Annotated in this window: 14 protein-coding genes and 1 pseudogene; 7 read left to right on the forward strand and 8 right to left on the reverse strand. The window is 45.1% G+C overall.

Translation table 11 applies throughout. From position 1 onward, the window contains the following. The first annotated feature begins 170 nt into the window (after positions 1–170). Positions 171–1,787, forward strand: a complete 1,617-nt coding sequence (locus DW830_RS06645; RefSeq protein ID WP_119249351.1) for a DUF6377 domain-containing protein — start codon at positions 171–173, stop codon at positions 1,785–1,787. Between the two features lie 33 nt (positions 1,788–1,820). Here DW830_RS06645 and DW830_RS17310 read toward each other — a convergent pair whose 3' ends face one another. Both DW830_RS17310 and DW830_RS06655 read right to left on the reverse strand, forming a co-directional pair. Then, a complete protein-coding gene (locus DW830_RS17310; RefSeq protein ID WP_119249352.1) occupies positions 1,821–2,057 on the reverse strand; it encodes a lactonase family protein in 237 nt (78 codons plus the stop codon). Then, positions 2,039–2,947 carry a lactonase family protein gene (locus DW830_RS06655; protein ID WP_158573453.1) on the reverse strand — a complete coding sequence of 303 codons (909 nt, stop codon included), beginning with the start codon at positions 2,945–2,947 and terminating at the stop codon, positions 2,039–2,041. Before DW830_RS06655 ends, DW830_RS17310 begins: the two co-directional genes overlap by 19 nt. 316 nt (positions 2,948–3,263) lie before the next feature. Between DW830_RS06655 and DW830_RS06660 the strand changes: the two genes are divergently transcribed. The 6 genes from DW830_RS06660 (at position 3,264) to DW830_RS16415 (ending at position 8,246) form a co-directional block, all read left to right on the forward strand. Further along, the gene (locus tag DW830_RS06660; RefSeq protein ID WP_119249354.1) at positions 3,264–3,674 is read left to right on the forward strand and encodes a DUF1016 N-terminal domain-containing protein; all 411 of its coding nucleotides are present in this window, start codon (positions 3,264–3,266) and stop codon (positions 3,672–3,674) included. A 29-nt stretch (positions 3,675–3,703) separates the two neighbouring features. Beyond that, on the forward strand, positions 3,704–4,450 hold the full coding sequence (locus DW830_RS06665) for a PDDEXK nuclease domain-containing protein (RefSeq protein ID WP_410524499.1): 747 nt from the start codon (positions 3,704–3,706) through the stop codon (positions 4,448–4,450). 231 nt (positions 4,451–4,681) lie between these two features. Next, positions 4,682–6,013: a glutamate-5-semialdehyde dehydrogenase gene (locus tag DW830_RS06670; RefSeq protein ID WP_119249356.1), complete on the forward strand. Its 1,332-nt coding sequence runs from the start codon at positions 4,682–4,684 to the stop codon at positions 6,011–6,013. Between the two features lie 149 nt (positions 6,014–6,162). Then, entirely contained in the window at positions 6,163–7,125 is a 963-nt protein-coding gene (locus DW830_RS06675) for an acetylornithine carbamoyltransferase (RefSeq protein WP_119249357.1), read from the forward strand. Between the two features lie 180 nt (positions 7,126–7,305). Further along, positions 7,306–7,818, forward strand: coding sequence for a hypothetical protein (locus tag DW830_RS16410; RefSeq protein ID WP_233544414.1), 513 nt, complete (start codon positions 7,306–7,308; stop codon positions 7,816–7,818). Further along, positions 7,815–8,246 carry a Rid family hydrolase gene (locus DW830_RS16415; RefSeq protein WP_233544415.1) on the forward strand — a complete coding sequence of 144 codons (432 nt, stop codon included), beginning with the start codon at positions 7,815–7,817 and terminating at the stop codon, positions 8,244–8,246. Before DW830_RS16410 ends, DW830_RS16415 begins: the two co-directional genes overlap by 4 nt. Before the next feature lie 143 nt (positions 8,247–8,389). On the opposite strand, the gene DW830_RS06685 is transcribed toward DW830_RS16415, so the two are convergent. From DW830_RS06685 to DW830_RS06710, 6 genes and pseudogenes are all read right to left on the reverse strand, one after another. After that, positions 8,390–9,883: a TolB family protein gene (locus DW830_RS06685; protein ID WP_119249358.1), complete on the reverse strand. Its 1,494-nt coding sequence runs from the start codon at positions 9,881–9,883 to the stop codon at positions 8,390–8,392. Between the two features lie 27 nt (positions 9,884–9,910). Beyond that, positions 9,911–11,746 carry a DUF6057 family protein gene (locus DW830_RS06690; protein ID WP_119249359.1) on the reverse strand — a complete coding sequence of 612 codons (1,836 nt, stop codon included), beginning with the start codon at positions 11,744–11,746 and terminating at the stop codon, positions 9,911–9,913. Positions 11,747–11,808: 62 nt separating this feature from the next. Then, positions 11,809–12,486, reverse strand: a complete 678-nt coding sequence (locus tag DW830_RS06695; protein ID WP_119249360.1) for a hypothetical protein — start codon at positions 12,484–12,486, stop codon at positions 11,809–11,811. Positions 12,487–12,875: 389 nt separating this feature from the next. Next, a pseudogene (locus DW830_RS06700) lies at positions 12,876–13,980 on the reverse strand (PDDEXK nuclease domain-containing protein). Between the two features lie 169 nt (positions 13,981–14,149). Next, positions 14,150–15,394: a hypothetical protein gene (locus DW830_RS06705; RefSeq protein ID WP_147487232.1), complete on the reverse strand. Its 1,245-nt coding sequence runs from the start codon at positions 15,392–15,394 to the stop codon at positions 14,150–14,152. Positions 15,395–15,426: 32 nt separating this feature from the next. Then, entirely contained in the window at positions 15,427–17,184 is a 1,758-nt protein-coding gene (locus DW830_RS06710) for a RagB/SusD family nutrient uptake outer membrane protein (RefSeq protein WP_119249362.1), read from the reverse strand. Positions 17,185–17,187 lie beyond the last annotated feature (3 nt).

Consider the following 17,187-nt stretch of genomic DNA (forward strand, 5'->3'; position numbering starts at 1 on the left):
GTTTATTAAGTTCATAACCTATTAATAATCAAGCTACCAAAGATATTAATACTTTTTAATAGAGTAGATAATAAAAAGAGGAATAAAAGTAGTATCTTTGCAGAAAAATACAATTATAAGGCACTCTAATAGCCTATCTGATAGTAACAATAACAATTAAAAGAATAGTTATGAAAGTAGTATTGTGGTTCTTTATGATGCTTATGCCATTGCTGGCAAGTGCTTCTTCCGTAAACGAGGAACAGCTGTTCCATCGTTTAGACAGTTACATCGCTCAGCGAAGCAAGTTTACCCAAAGAAAAGAAGCGAAACTGCTAAGACTCAAAAAGCAACTATACACGACTTCCGACAAGCGCAGCCAGCTTAGTCTCTATAACCAAATCTACAGGGAGTATTATACCTACCGTTACGACTCTGCCATGACATACGCCAAGAAGGGCAACCAGCTGGCAGCACAACTTCAGGATGATTATTTCGTCAACCTGAATAAAATCAATCGCGCGGCAGTGCTGTCAACAGGCGGTTTCTACAGCCAGGCAGAAGACTTAATGCTCGCAATGGATGTGGAGAAAATGTCACCTAAGTTATTGCAATACTATTATTATACCTTGACTTGGGTATATAACTATTGGGAAACTTTTTGCAACAAGTCGGAATTTCAAGAAGGATTGTTAGCCAAGAAACGTTTTTATTTAGGCAAGACTCTTGAGCATATCGGCAACAAGGAATCCGCTCTTTATTACTATCTTTCAGGAGAGTTTGAATTTCTAAAGCAGCGTACTAGCAAAAAGACGCTTCAGTTCTACATGAAGGCGCTTTCAGCCAGTCCCCTGAACAGCCGTGTACATGCCTCTTCGGCATATTGCATTGCCCGCTATTATTATGATACCGACCAAAAGGATTTATATGAAAAGTATATTGTAGAAGCAGCCATCTCAGACCAGATATGCCCCCTGAAGGAGAATCTTGCCCTTCAGGAACTTTCCACCTATCTATATAATAAGGATGCCTCCTATGCAAAGAGGGCTTCCAAATACATCTATTGCTCCATGGAGGATGCCCAATTCTACAACAACCGTCTCCGCATGGTTGAGATTTCCCGCATACTTCCCCTTATCACAGAAACGAACCATCAGGCAGAAGTACGCAAGAACCGCATCGTAACAGCATCCCTCGTCATCGTGAGTATTCTGTCGCTAGGATTCCTTGCCATGGCTTTCTTTGCATTCAAGATGAACAAGCGTCTGGCCAAGAGCCGTAGGGAGATAAAAAGCCAAAATACACTCTTGGACGAACTGAACCAGAAGCTGCTCAACACCAATAAGCGAAGAGAAACTTATATGCATTTATTCATGGACATCAGTGCCGTATATATCAAGAAACTGGATGATTATCGCAAACTGGTAAGCCGCAAAATCAAGGCAAAGCAAACTGCCGATCTTCTGACTGCCATCAACAGCTACAAGCTGGCAGAAGAAGAGGCAGCCAACTTCTATATTCGCTTCGACAAGGCATTCATTGACTTGTATCCGAATTTCGTGGAAGAGTTCAACCAACTGCTGTTGCCTGAAAAGCAGATTGTTCTCCCTGCCCCTAACAGTCTCACCAAGGAACTGCGTATCTATGCACTGATGCGACTAGGAATTACGGATGGTCAGGAACTGGCCACCCTCCTGTTCTATTCTACGCAAACCATCTATAATTACAAGACAGCCATCAGAAAGCGAGCCAAAGACCTCACCACTTTTGATGCAGCCATCAACCGACTATGCAATGTGATAGGCTAACCAGAGCAAGTGCCTGGTAAGCCCCAAAGCGTATTAATTGGCAAACTGCACGCAGACAGGTTTTCCAACCTTTATATCCTGCTTCGTATCAACCATCATTCCAGTTTTCTTATTGAGTTTGAAAACCTGAATCACATGACTGTCACGACACGCCACAAGCATGAACTGTCCGTTAGGCGTGATGGCGAAATTGCGAGGATGGGCAGCTGTGGGTTGGAAGCCATTCTTTGTGAGCAGCCCCGATTTCTTATCTACGGCAAATACCGAGATGCCTCATCGGTTAACCGATGGGATGCATAGAGAAAGCGACCGTCAGGAGACAGATGAATATCAGCACTTCCAAGCGTACGGGTCTTCGAAGCCTGTATGCGCTGCAACTCCTGCAATGTACCCTTGTTATATCCCAATACGGTTACCGTACCATCCAGTTCTCCTATCAGGTAAGCCACATTGCCTTTTGAGTTGAATACAAGATGGCGTGGTCCCGTTCCTTTAGGTGCCTGATAGGCAAGAACAGGATTAGATAAAAATTCCTTGCCATCATCAACCTGGAAGCGCCAGATACAGTCGTTCCCCAAATCATTGGCAAGCATATATTGATGATCAGGAGTCATCTGGCAGCAATGGATATGCGATACCACGCCGCTCCCCTCTCGATGCATATCGAAATATTGCGATTCTGGAGCCACACTTCCATCTTCCTTGATTGGGAATACGGAAATATCACCCCCATTATAATTGGATGTCACCACATTTCCGCAATACAGCATCACATTGCATGGTGCTGCACCTGGCATCTTGTTTTCAGGTCGAGTAGCCTTTGTTCCACACTTCTGATAACCAAGAGGAGTCATCGTTCCCTCTTTCTTATTAAGAACGAAAGCCCCGAGCCCTTGTCGCCCATCATCATATTCGCTCACGGCATAAACCCGATTTGCATCATGATTCATCAGGAGAAACGAAGGGTTGCCAGCCTGCACATCGCCCACCAATTGCGATTTCCCCGTTCGTTGGTTGAAACGATAAACATACATTCCATCCGAAGTACTCTGGTCGGTATAGGTTCCTACCACCATTGTAAGTTCATCACTCGCCACTGCCGGCATCCCCACAGCCATCGTCAAGGACAAGCCTGCCAATATCGTCTTTATATTGCCCATAAGTCGTATCATTTTATCAAGTTATATAGTATAATATAATGTTTAGAGGGGCAAAAATACAAAAAGAAAAGGAAACGGGCAAATGAAATGGCAGGAAATTGAGAATATTCCTCAACTTTCTGCTTTTTTCTTTTGCATATTCAATAAATAGTTGTATCTTTGCCATTACAATAAAGTTGTAACACTAAAGATGTAATGGCGTATAAAACTAAGTAACAAGAAATTAGCAAATCCTTTCATCTGCCAAGGTTATGAAAGTCCCGAGTATTTCTGCGACAGAGAGGCTGAAACAAAGACCTTGATGTTGCACTAAAGAATGGAAGGAATAACAGCTAAAATCAGTAGCATTATGAAAGAACCCGGTAAGAAATATAACGATGAAGACAACATGCTCGTCAACGACTTGCGCTCCATCGTCAGCAAGGCTCGCAGCAAAGCATTTGCTGCCGTCAATTATTCTCTGGTGGAAAGAAACTGGAGAATAGGACAACGTATCGTGGAACAAGAACAGAACGGAGCATCACGTGCTGAATACGGAAAGCATGTGATAGAGGTCGCTTCGGCTGCTCTTACGGAGGAATTCGGGAAGGGATTCTCCAAGACTAACATAAAGAGTTACAGACGTTTCTATAACTTTTTTCCGGATTTAGGAATTGGGCAGGCAGTGCCTGCCCAATTGGAAAACAAAAACAGCAGGCAGTGCCTGCTATATTTACCGCACTTGTAAAAGAGGAGTATCAAACTCACTTTACAAATTTGAATATCCTTCCTTGGACCCACTACGAGCGTCTCATCCGTGTAGAAGATAAACAAGCTCGTGAATGGTATGCAAAGGAAGCGTTCAACGAAGGTTGGAGTTACCGAACCCTCAACCGCAATATCAACACCTTATATTATGAACGTCTTCTTATGTCAAAGAAGAAGCAACCTGTCGTTGACGAGATGCAAGACAAGACAAAGGCTTATCAGCAAGACAAACTCGAATACATCAAATCACCAGTTGTCTTGGAATTCCTTGGATTACCGGAAGACACCTCCCTTGCAGAATCAAAACTGGAGACAGCCATCATCAACAACCTAGAGAAATTCTTGATGGAAATGGGAAAGGGATATGCGCTTGTGGCTCGCCAGCAACATATCCGAACCGAGGAAAACGACTACTATATCGACTTGGTATTCTATAATTACCTCATCAAATCATTTATTTTGGTCGATTTGAAGGTAAATCGCATCACTTACCAGGATGTAGGACAGATGGATATGTATCTTCAGATGTACGACAAGATGAAGAAAGGACCAGACGACAACCCTACCATCGGCATCATCCTTTGTACCGAGACCGATTCGGATGTGGCACGATACTCTACCCTCGCCAAAAACGACCAGATGTTCGCAGCAAAATACAAGTTATACCTGCCAGACAAGGAAGACTTGAGAAGAGAAATCGAACGACAGAAAGAACTGTATCTAATGGCTCATCCTAAAGAAAACGATAAAGAGTAATTCTTCTGGCAGTATCAGAATAATTAGAAGGAACCATTACAAAAAGTCAGACGCTGTCTGACCTTTTTGTATCTCATTTTCGTATAACTATCCATTTATCTATAAAATCATCACTTTTTCTTGCATAAAGTTTGCAATTTTCAATATTTATGCTTACCTTTGCCGTTGTTAAGAGGAAACTCATAACACATTACCAAATATCTTATCATCAAATAAGAAAGGAAATAGCAAATGGAACTGAAAGAGACTTTCCAAAAAGTGAAGGTAGCCAGCAAGACACTGGGCTTGCTCAGCGACGAACAACGTAACGAAGTGCTAAAGGCGGTGGCTGACGCTATCATCGCAGAGACTCCTGCGCTCCTTGCAGCGAACGCAGAAGACTTGGCGAAGATGGACAAAACAAACCCGCTCTACGACCGATTGCAACTCACAGAGCAGCGACTCGTGGATATCGCTTCGGATATGAGACACGTCAGTACCCTGCCCTCACCGCTCGGAAGAGTTCTCAAAGACAAGACGCTAGAAAATGGTTTGCACCTGCAGCGGGTTGCCGTTCCATTCGGAGTTATCGGCATGATTTATGAAGCACGTCCTAACGTGACCTACGATGTTTTTTCACTCTGTTTCAAGAGCGGAAATGCTTGCGTACTGAAAGGTGGAAAGGACGCAAACAGCTCTAATACAGCAAGTATCGAACTTATCCACAAAGTGTTGATAAAGTATGGAATCAATCCTGATGTGGCAACTCTCCTCCCTGCTACCCATGAGGCTACCGGCGAAATGCTGAATGCCGTGGGCTATATCGACCTCTGTATTCCTCGTGGCGGAAAGAAGCTCATCAACTTCGTGCGTGATACTGCCAAAGTACCGGTTATAGAGACCGGAGCCGGCGTGGTACACTGCTACTTCGACAAGGATGGCGACCTGGAGATGGGCAAGCGCATCATCACCAATGCCAAATGCAGAAGAGTGAGCGTATGCAATGCACTCGACTGTCTGCTGATTCATGAAAGCAGATTAAGCGACCTCCCTGCTCTCTGCGAGGGTCTCGCCGAGAAGCAAACCAAGATTCATGCAGATGCCAAGGCTTATGAGGCTTTAAAGGGACACTATCCTGATACCTTATTATATAAGGCAGAGGAAAGCGAAGCGAAGATGAAGAAGGCAGGTTTGCTGACTGCGGATTGCAAATCCGCAGACTCAACAGAAGCAGATACTAATATGAAGAGCATCTGGAACACCGAATGGCTCAGCATGCAGATGGGTATCAAGACCGTCGCTTCAGAAGATGAGGCGCTCGACCATATTGCTACCTACGGAAGCGGACACAGCGAGAGCATCGTTTCCAACAACGAAGCTGCCCAGAAGAAGTTCCAGGCATTGGTAGATGCAGCCTGCGTTTATGTAAACGCCCCTACCAGCTTTACCGATGGTGCACAGTTCGGATTGGGCGCAGAGATTGGCATCAGTACCCAGAAGCTCGGAGCCCGCGGACCAATGGCGCTAGAAGAGATAACCACCTACAAGTGGTTGATTACTGGTCAGGGACAGACAAGAGCCTAACAAGACCCGCTCCGTATCCTCTCCGTACCAAGTCTTAGTTTCTGCCATGTTTGCAAGGTTTGCATGCAAGCTCTGCAAACATCAAGATTCAAGAAGAAAGATTCAAGAGCAATATATATTAGAAATAACAAATAAAAAACGAAATAACAATGAAGACATTCTTTAATGTTGAAGACCTTGGCGACTTGAAAGCAGCACTCGCCGAGGCACAGGAAGTGAAAGCAAACCGTTTCGGTTATCAGGAGTTAGGCAAGAACAAAACCTTGCTGATGATATTCTTCAATAACAGTCTCCGCACCCGACTGAGTACACAGAAGGCTGCGATGAACCTGGGCATGAATGTGATCGTGCTCGATGTGAACGCCGGTGCATGGAAACTGGAGACAGAGCGTGGCGTTATCATGGATGGCGACAAGAGTGAACACCTGCTGGAGGCAATTCCAGTGATGGGAAGCTTCAGCGACCTTATCGGTGTGCGCAGCTTTGCCGATCTGAAAGACCGCGACTACGATTATGCCGAAACCATCGTCAACCAGTTCGTAAAGTACAGCGGTCGCCCAGTCTTCGCTATGGAGACAGCTACCGTTCACCCACTCCAGGCATTCGCCGACCTCATCACCATAGAGGAGCATAAGAAGGTGGCTCGTCCTAAGGTAGTCCTGACCTGGGCTCCTCATTGCCGTGCCTTGCCTCAGGCTGTTCCGAACTCATTCGCCCAGTGGATGAACGCAGCCGATGTTGATTTCGTGGTTACTCACCCTGAGGGCTATGAACTCGACCCTAAGTTTGTGGGCAATGCCAAGGTGGAGTACGACCAGAAGAAGGCGCTGGAAGGTGCAGACTTCGTTTACGCCAAGAACTGGAGCTGTCCGGGTGTGAAAGACCCAGCACAGTATGGTGAGATTCTGAGCAAGGATATGAGTTGGACCATCGACGAGGAGCACATGAGCTGGACCAATGATGGCTGCTTCATGCACTGTCTGCCTGTTCGCCGCGGTCTGATTGTTACCGATGATGTCATCGAGAGCAAGAACAGTCTGGTGATTCCAGAGGCAGCCAACCGTGAGATTTCAGCCGAGGTTGTCATCAAGCGTATGCTCGAATCACTCTAAAGCAGGAAATAAGAAAAAGATAGGGGGAAGTAAAGGAAAACAAGCCTTTACTTCCCTCTTTTTCGTTCTATCCAGCCTAATCCTATCCCCATATCTCGGTATTTTTATCTTTTCATCCTGTCTATATTCTTATATCTCAGATATTATCCGTACCTTTGCTGGCGAAAAAAGAAAAACAAGATGGACAAATACATAATACTATCACCAGAAGCTAAGGGTTCTTTCAATGATCGCCTTAACTTTCTGTATCTAAAACTAGGTAACATTCTCGATACAGAGAAACTGGAAAATCGTACCTTGCAATATTGTAAGGTATTCCTCAGCGACTCCCAGAACCAGATAAAAGAGTTTGAGGAATCTCTCCTTTATCAGGAGTTTCTGAAAGACGCAAAACTCACTATCGTAGAACAGACTCCACTGAATGGCAGCAAAGTGAGCCTGCTGATCAAGACTACGGATGATGCTACCCCTATCTTATTCCATAGTCTTCGCCTCACAGAGGAGGAGGCTAAGGGAAAGGATTCGTACGAGCAGACCCATTTTCTCTTCAATAAATATCTGCAGACTATCGAAGGTACGGATATGACTATGGAACGTAACCTGGTTCGCACTTGGATATACGTCACCAATATAGATGTAAACTATCAAGGCGTAGTAGAAGCCGCAATGACATCTTCGACCAAGAAGGATTGACTGCCGACACCCACTACATCGCCAGCACGGGTATCGGTGGCGCCACCCCAGTACGCCACGCAGCTGTAGCCATCGACTTCCTCACCATCCCCCATATCAAGGAAGAGGACAAGAAGTATCTTCAGGCACTCGATCATCTGAATCCTACCCATGAATATGGCGTAGCCTTCGAAAGAGGAACCCGGCTTACGCTACCTACCCATACTCTCCATCCAGAAGGAAGCCAGCTGTTCAAGCAACAATACTTCATCTCCGGTACAGCCAGTATCGACAAGCATGGAGATGTGGTCTATGAAGGAGACATCGTGCGCCAGACCGGCAGACTGCTTGAGAACATCGGCGCCCTGCTGAAAGATGGCGATGCTACGATGAATGATATCCAATATTTCATCATCTATCTGCGCGACATCTCCGACTACCACACATAGATAGACTGATGCAGCAGTTTTATCCCCAGATTCCCCGCATCATCGTGGAGGCTAAAGTATGCCGACCAGGCTGGTTGATAGAAATGGAATGCATTGCTGAGAAGGAATCATGTTCTACAGAATAAGGAATTATAAAGATTCCGTTATCTAACCTTTGTCGGAATCCTCTTATCACTCATGATTTCATTTCCTGCCGCACGGGCATCCAGCTCTATTGGCTTCGAAGTGAAATCTGGGGTATTATAGGAATCCAGCAACTCGTCGTAGTACTTCTTCGGATTGCGCTGAGGCAAAAGGAACGGCTTGCTTACATTGCCCTTGTCATCGATGCAGGCAAGATAAAGACGGGTATAGAGACCGTCACCACAGCGAGATGTAAAGACAAACCAATGGGAATCCCTACTCCAGTTGTGCCAGCTATCTGTATTCCTGCTATTGGCAGCTGTCATAGGTCGAGCCTGTCCCGTCTTCAAATCCAGCAGCCAGTTGTCCGCTTCCTTGTGCCAGATAGGGAAACAGCCATAATCGCTCATCGTAAACATGATATACCTGCCATCATACGAAGGACGGGGATGGGTGGCACTCTTGCCCAGTTCACGGGCATTGAAAATGGTATCCACCTTGTTGCCAAACTTACCCGTAGCGGCATCGAAACCTATCTTGCAGATATTATACTTGATATCCTTGTAACCGCTTGGGATAGGCTCTGCCGTAGAAGAGCAGAAATAGAGCGTCTTGCCATCTGGTGAGAATACCGGATAAGTCTCGTAATGGTCTTTCGTCATCAGGAGAGAATCCAATATCAGTTCATGGGTTGCAGGTTCATAGACAAAGACATCCGATGCCTGGTCGAAAACTTCAATTCGCTCATCCTTCACGGCATGGAAACTCTGATGGGTGGTATTGGTACTGTAGGCGCAATACTTGCCCGATGGATGCCAATAAGGATAAACCATCGAACCCTTCAGGGAATCATTCTTCGCCTTCAGCCACTCCCGCTTGCCGTTCTGAGAAACCAAGGTTGCGCCATGGTCACCACGCACATGGAAGGTAAACTGATCAGGATTGGTTCTGTTTGCCGTATGACAGTTGAGACAGGCACCCGGTGCTGCGGTATTCTCAAGGATTGCCGTTTCCTCGAAATTACTCAAGTTGCGCTGATAGATGCCCAACTTGCCATATACCTCATAACCAGGAGCGATGCGACGATAAGTCAAGCCCCAGTCCTTTAACTCGTAGGGGCTGACATATATATCGAAGTCCTGATACTTGAACCTTTCACCATTTTTCAATACAAACACAGAGACGGTGAGTTTTCCGCCCTTATTTTTTCTCAAGAAGTCGTGCCACTCCTCTACATCAAAGTCCGCATACTCTTTTCCGAAAGAAGAGATTTCCTCGATGGTCTTCGATCCTGCCACACTCACTAACATTTCATCTACATCGTCATCCGTCATATTGAAATTAAGCGGAGCGATGTTGACAGGAACTGTAACCCCGATGTAATCAGGGAAGATTTCAGGCAATTGTTTGATTTCTTTTGCCTCACTCCATGGTGAAGGATAGCAACAGGAATCGAGAGTAGCCATCCCCATCACAACCAACAGAACACACAACAGATATTTGATTGTTTTCATATCATTCCAGTATTATCATTCTACATTCTAATAAACCTCTTTCATTCCCTCCTTCTTCTTAGAAGCCTCATCAACCCCCTGCACCATCACATAGTGCCAGGCATTAGATACATACGGCTGCTGATCAAGCTGAGGATTCTTCGGATTCTGCATATAGAGCTGAATGAAGTTGAGCGTATTGTTCACGTTCTGTGCATCCACACTATATGGGATGGTACGTGGATCGCTATGCGTCTTCATCCAGTTGCCGATGAGAATTTCCTGGAAGGAACGTGGAATATGATTGTAGCCCACGAATCTGCCCAGCGGATAGTACTGCACGAACTTCTCCATATTGCGCTGCAGGAGTTCGTAGCACATCAGATATTCGTATGCCATCCTGTTATGGTTATCATTCAGGAAGAGCAAGCCCAGCATCTGGTCCATCTCCCGGTCGCTGAAGAGGAAGTCCTGCTTCTTTTCGCGATACTTGCGCAGCTTGCCATAGATAGGATGCCGGTTGATAGCCTTCTCATTACCCAGCAGCGCCATGGTCTGGTTCGCCCAGTTGCTATAGAAGAGCGTCTTCTGCAGTCGGCGGAGCAGCTTGGCTGCTACCTTGTAATTACCGTTGATGATTTCGCACTCTATAATCCTGCGGGTCAGACGGGCACTCTTGCGATAATTAGGTATCGCCTCCTGCGCCTCGAACATATATCTTTCGGCATCATTCACCATACCCAGACGGAAGAAGATTTCGGCAGTAGATACTGGCGAAATCATATCGCGGGTAAAGGTAGGAAACAAGCCCTCGCCTCCATTCTGATAGAACTCGAAAAGACGATCGGCAAGAACACCTTTCTGGCTCAAGGCAAGATTCACACACGATACACTGAGCGGTGTGGTAGCCGGCTTCTTCTCTGCCTTCTCTATAATCTTATCCCACTGTTCGGTGCGAACCAGGAAATCATAATCTATCAGGTCGTAGGTCATTGCATCAAAAGAAGCCTTGATGCCGAACCATGAAGCCACAATCACCAATACATAGCTCAACACTATGACCACTTTGGATTGCTGCAACTTCTGCAAGGATTTCCGGTGGCATGGAATCATCCCCAGAAAAGGAATCACAACAGCCCATACCATCACAACAAAAGGCAACGGAGATACGACACCCGGATAACGATAATAATTGAGTCCGGCAAAGATGCGGTGCATTGGATACTGCAGCGTCTGCGTGCTCAGCAGGATCCAAGCTATGGTAAGCACAAGGATGCAGACTGAATAGCCTATTCCGGAAAGGATACTGTCCTTCTGTTGCGCATTCTTCAGCGTATCACCTATCATCAGGGCGGCATAAAGGAATACCACCGGACCCAGGAACCAATAAACCAATGCCGTGCTTACCAGTTCGAACACCACCTTTACCAACCGGTTGTGGAATCGGTTGTGAATCCATCCCATCAGCAGAGCTCCGAAAAGTGCAACCACAAAAGAAAGCAGGATGTTCTGGTCGCCCATGGCGCACCACAGGGCGATGCCTGGAAGGAAACTCAGGAGATAGCCCGGGAAATCATGCTTGGCTCCATATTGCTTCATCAGTTCCCATACGACAGTCTGAATGCCTATCAGGAGCAGTCCGATGAAGGCACCACCCAATACTGGCATATAGTAGAACTGTACCAGGAATTCGCTGATATAGTCGGCTAATCCTCCCGGCAGCACAATGCGCTCCAGGAAATAGTTGGCATCAAAGAGAAACATCTGATACTGTTCCTGAAAGCAGAGCCCGCCTACGAATGGCACTGCCCAAAATATCACTACAGCCACGCCGAAGAGCAACGACAGCAGCGGTTTCCAAGTTTTAGTGATCAAATTATTCATTTTTATCAGGTATTAATTTTAATTTCCATTTTCATTTCTCCTTTCACAGCTACGCTAAACTTCTATGGCTCAAGACGTTTAGTGTGAAGGGAGATTCCATTGTCTTCATTGCCTTTATTGTATTCATTGCCTTTATTGTCTTTTGCCAGGAAATAGATAGGAGCATTTCTTGCACCCTTCTTTACCAGAAGTCCTTTCTCCGTAAAATGCTTCAACCATTTCAAGGCAGTCTGCTGGCGCAGGGAGAAATGGTATTCCATGTCGCGCCGACAAATATAGTCATGCTCTTTTATGAAAGCCACAATCTTATCCCACAACTGTTCTTCGGTGTATCTGCGAGACTTCGTGGTATATTTAGAGCGTTCGAACCTTACCTGTCTAGCCACCTCGTTCAACAATTCGGCAGTAGGTTTGAAGTTGATGTTACGCAAGCGGATATTATTACCCGTCACCTTATCCATGGATTTACCTTCCGGCAACTCCGTTGTAACAGACAGCGAGAGATAGCCTATTTGCGGAAGATAGAAACGGGCACCTTGAGAGAGCTCGGTCACGATAAGATCGTGAAGTGATGTCATCACCGCCTGCACATCACCCCTGGTAAGCGAGCATGCCTGCTCTATATACTGCTCCATCTGCTTACTGGTCATCGGTTCGTGGTCACGCAACCGGACAAATTTCTGTTCTCCACCTTCGCCCTTCGAGTTATGGATGGAATGGATTTCATACTTTATTGCCATAGTTTAGTATTATTAGCTGTTATCACAAGTATGTTATAAGGTGCTAAGTACTAATGATATAAGCTTGAAGTTCCAAGACTTTCCGACGTGCGTCGAACGATGCACGTGCTCACATCGAACGCCGCACGCTCTTACTTCGTTCGATGCACGTACTCACACCGTTCGGTGTGAGTCGCAAAGTTGACCTGTTATAAGCTCTCAGTTGTACAAACATACCCTGCTAAACCTACTTGTCTTACTGCATACAAAAGTACAATAAAAACTCGTAAACACCAAATCTTTTCAGCAATTATACTAAAAAGTACGGAAGAAAAGCAAAAAAGGTCAATTTCTGTTTACTAAAAGGTAAGAAAAAGCCCCGACTGCAGAACAACAGCCGGGGGTTAGACTTATTTATACTTTTCAATTGATTTACCATCTAACGCAGCTTCCAACTCTGCTATAGTTGGAATAGTTCCTTCAACTTTTACAGGATAAAACTTTTCCAATTCATATTCAGATATTCCAATCGGCTGACTACTTGACTCTAAGGCATATTGTGCCAAAGTATTATCCTTACTTCTACATATCAGTAAGCAATAGTTGGATTATCTTTCCGGCCTCTCTGAGAATATGATTGACAGCCGTAACATAAGTACCGATTTGTCCAATGTCTTTTGGCTCAAACTTATCTATTTTAACCTCTATAACAACATAACAACGCAGTTTAAGATTATAGAACAACAAGTCTATGAAATTTTCTGTATCACCAATTTCTAAGCGATATTCTTTACCCACATAAGCAAAACCTGTACCCAGCTCTATCAAGAAATCCGAGATATTATTCAGCAACGCATCTTTAAGTTTACGCTCATTATATTTTCCTGTAATTTCTGCAAAACCAAAACAATACGGATCCTTAGTTATCTCTTTAGCCAAATCGCTATCGATTTTAGGAAGGCTATGAGTAAAGTTATTCAACGCCTTACCTTGCCGTTCATAAAGTCCTGTCCCTATCCAATTCAAAAGCATAGAGCGACTCCATCCATTCTCTATGGTTTGAGCCACATAAAACAACGCTTTCTTCGCATCACCTTTCACTTTATCCATGATGACTTTATGATGTCCCCAAGGTATTTGAAAAACATCCTCAGTTTGGGAGTATACATTCTTCAAAGACCCATTCTCTATTTCGCCCCCAACCTGGGGGTGAATTATATATTGCTGAGAATAAAGCAAATAAAAGCGGCGGCAATATCTAAGGTTTGTAATGGAAAGTCCTTCAACACCAGGCAAGAGTTTTTGCAAATCCTTGCTTAATTGAGTGATGACATATTCGCCCCATCGTTCCTCAACTTTCATTTCAACTATATCCTTTCCAAGTTGCCAATAAAATCGCAGTTGCTCGGTATTAACCTTTATCGCTGCTTTTATTTGGCTTCCACGATAACGAACAGCAATTTGTTTAACCCACTGTTTGTAATCTTTATCTAGGATTTTTAATGAATGCACCATTATACTATAATTTTAATATTGTAAGCGCAAAGTTACGACTATTTATCGTAACCGCCAAACATTTCGGATAATATTTCAGCATCAGGCAAAAAGAAAAAGCCCCGACTGTATCACTACAGCCGAGGCTTAGCCTAATTTTATGTTTTAATCACAACGATTTATCACATACCTATTTAGCCTTTTTCTTGAAGACATAGAACCATGCACAACCATTCTCTGGTAATTCTGCAGCAGTCAATACCAACTTATCATCGCTGGCTACCAATACATAATACTTCTGGAATGCAACATTGCCACCATTCACGTTTACACCCATAGGGATAACGAAGTTGTCATTGGTTGCAGTTGGGAATGAGATAGAACCCTTATCCCAGGTTGGGTCCTTGTGATCCAATACACTTACAGAGATAGGAAGCTTGACGCCATCAGAACCGATAGCCTGCTTGTTATTGATGTCGATAGTGAACCATGCACCGCTACCGTTACGGGCTACGCCACCAGCCTTCTGACCAGCCTGACCATCAATATCAGCACCATAGTTTACAGCCCACCACTGAGGCTTGTTTCCACTACCGAAAGGACCATTGCCCCATACAGCACCGGCAGCTTCGTTCCATTCCCATGTAGTAGTTCCATCACCATCTTCGCCACCAGCGAGATACTCAAGAAGCTTTGGCTTGGTAGTCAAAGTCTCTACGTCGAAAGAACCTGCTTTATAAGTCTCCTGAGTGCCATCAGCCTTTGTATAGGTCAAGGTAATATTAAACTTACCTTCCTCAACAACCATCAGCTGATCGCCATTCAGAGTAGCTGTACCAGCAGCCTCATCGGTGCCTTCCTTGGTAATAGCCCAGTTAGAAAGCACGCCGTTACCATTCTCTACAGTGAAGACATTACCCTTCTTGCCTTCCTTGACCTCCTGAATAACCTTTACCTTGCCTGCATCAAAAGCAGTACCGAACTGTACAGGCTGACCAGCGAACTCGCCTACAGTAGAAGTATAATTACCCTCAGAACCAGTTACGCAGAGACGCTTCTGAAGTTCTGCAGAGAGATAAGTAATCTCATCCACGTTCACCGTGAAGTCCTTGGTAAAGTCAACAGCCACGTTCTTGCAGTGCATAGTAACGGTGTTGGCACCTACCTTGGTAACATAAATGGTATCGTATGCCTTGGAAGAAGTTACCGCACCTTCAACCAACTGGTCAACCGACCACTGGCTTGTGATAGGAGAATGATTCTCGATGATGATACGGTTGCTATTCTTACCATTCACCTGAACAGGTGTTACCTTCGCATCTACGCTCTCAGCTGTTACATTCTCAGAGAAACCTGTGCTGCCAGAATCGGTAGAAGGATCACAAGAAGTATAAAGCAATGTCAGCATAGACAATGCAAAAAATATCTTTTTCATATACTTATTCATTTAAAAGATTAAAGAATTGATTACTTCCAGCCCTGATATTCTGAATCAGCACCAGTCCAACCTTCATTCTGCTTTACGGTACCCAAAGCTACCTGAGTCTCAGGCATCTTCTGGAAGCCGGCAGTAGCATTGTAACGGGCAGTATAACCTCCATTGTGTGGAGTATTTGTATCTGGCTGTCCGCAATAGTAGATAGCAACACCATTCTGCTTCTCAAGAGCAGCTGCTGCGATGTGCCAACGACGGAGGTCGTTCCAGCGGGTACCCTCGCAAGCCAACTCCCAACGGCGCTCATTTCTCAAAGCTTCCTCTGAATAAGCTGCAATAGGGTTCAAGCCAGCACGCTTGCGAACCTCATTGATACCAGCTACATCCTTCTTCAACTCACTCTGCATCAACAATACGTCAGCGAAACGGATGAGTACCAGGTCGTGGATGTTATTCAACTGCATATTCTCCTTTCCAGCTACATCCCAGTTGCCAGGATACATCACATTCTCGAAAGTACAAGAATAGCCATCATCCAGCTGATCATTCTTACAAGAGATAGGCGCCCACTTCTTAGCAAAGTAATCTGTTTCCTGAACAAAGTCAGACCAACCACCTTTCTTATAGGTTGCTACCTTAGACCAGTCCTGGATAGAAGCATCACGGCGTGCATCGTTAGGCTCGGCAGCAGCCCAATCCTTTACCAGGTTTGGAGCTACAGGACCAGCACCCCAACCTTGACCGAATGGGAAGGTATTTCCATAAGCCTGAGCACCACGAACACCAAAGTGAAGAGCATAATTATTGGCATAACCAATCGTTGTACCCCAGTCAGCGTACTTGTTAAACTTGATAGAGAACAAAGTCTCAGGGTTCTGAGCTGCATCATCCTCAACCCACTTGAAGCCCTGACCCTTGGTGTAATCGTAATCCTCTACAGTGCATCTGTTGGTATAAGCCCAGAGATTCTGATACTTATCCACCAACTTGCGGCCAGAGTTAGCCACACAGTCATCAATGGCTGTAATGACATTCTCCTTAGACAGAGTAGTTCCATCAGGAAGCTCTACAGAAGTCAGAGGATTGTAAGTAGTGCTGGTCAGATCAGCCAATGTAGAACCATTGCCAAAGAAGCCAGAGTAGAACAACCAGGCACGGCCCAGCAGAGCCTCAGCAGCATACTTATCAATATGGCCATCAGTACTCTTAGTAGCAGGCAAGAGATCGACAGCATCACGAAGATCCATCAGAATCTGCTTCCAAGGGTCTTCAATATTACCTTGGGTGATAGCCTCAGAACCTGGCTTCAGACGCATAGGTACATTTCCGTACATAGAAGCCAACTCATAATAATAGAAGGCACGCAGGAACTTAGCCTGTCCCATCATTGAGTTTTTGGTATCCTCATTCATAGAGGTATTAGGAAGAGCCTCTATCAGGGTATTGGCGCGGTTGATACCCTTGTAACGAGCCTCATAGAACACGTTGGTCATATCGGCATTGTAGTTACAGAGCAAATCATCTGCCTGCATCAACTTATCGTTGACACCACCACCACCGAGCATATCATCACTAGCCAACTGGGCATAGTAAAGGAAACTCATCTGAGGGTCTGCACAAACCTGGTTCAAATTCTGGTAAACACCAGCCAATACAGCCTCACCATCCTCCTTGGAAACAGGGAAGGTACTGGTAGATAACTCGCCGATATTCTGCACATCATTGATGTCGCAGGATGCCAAGCTAAGTACCGCCATGGCTGAAGCCAAAAATATATTTAACTTTTTCATTGT

This window comes from Prevotella sp. AM34-19LB (assembly GCF_003468525.1).
Taxonomy (GTDB): domain Bacteria; phylum Bacteroidota; class Bacteroidia; order Bacteroidales; family Bacteroidaceae; genus Prevotella.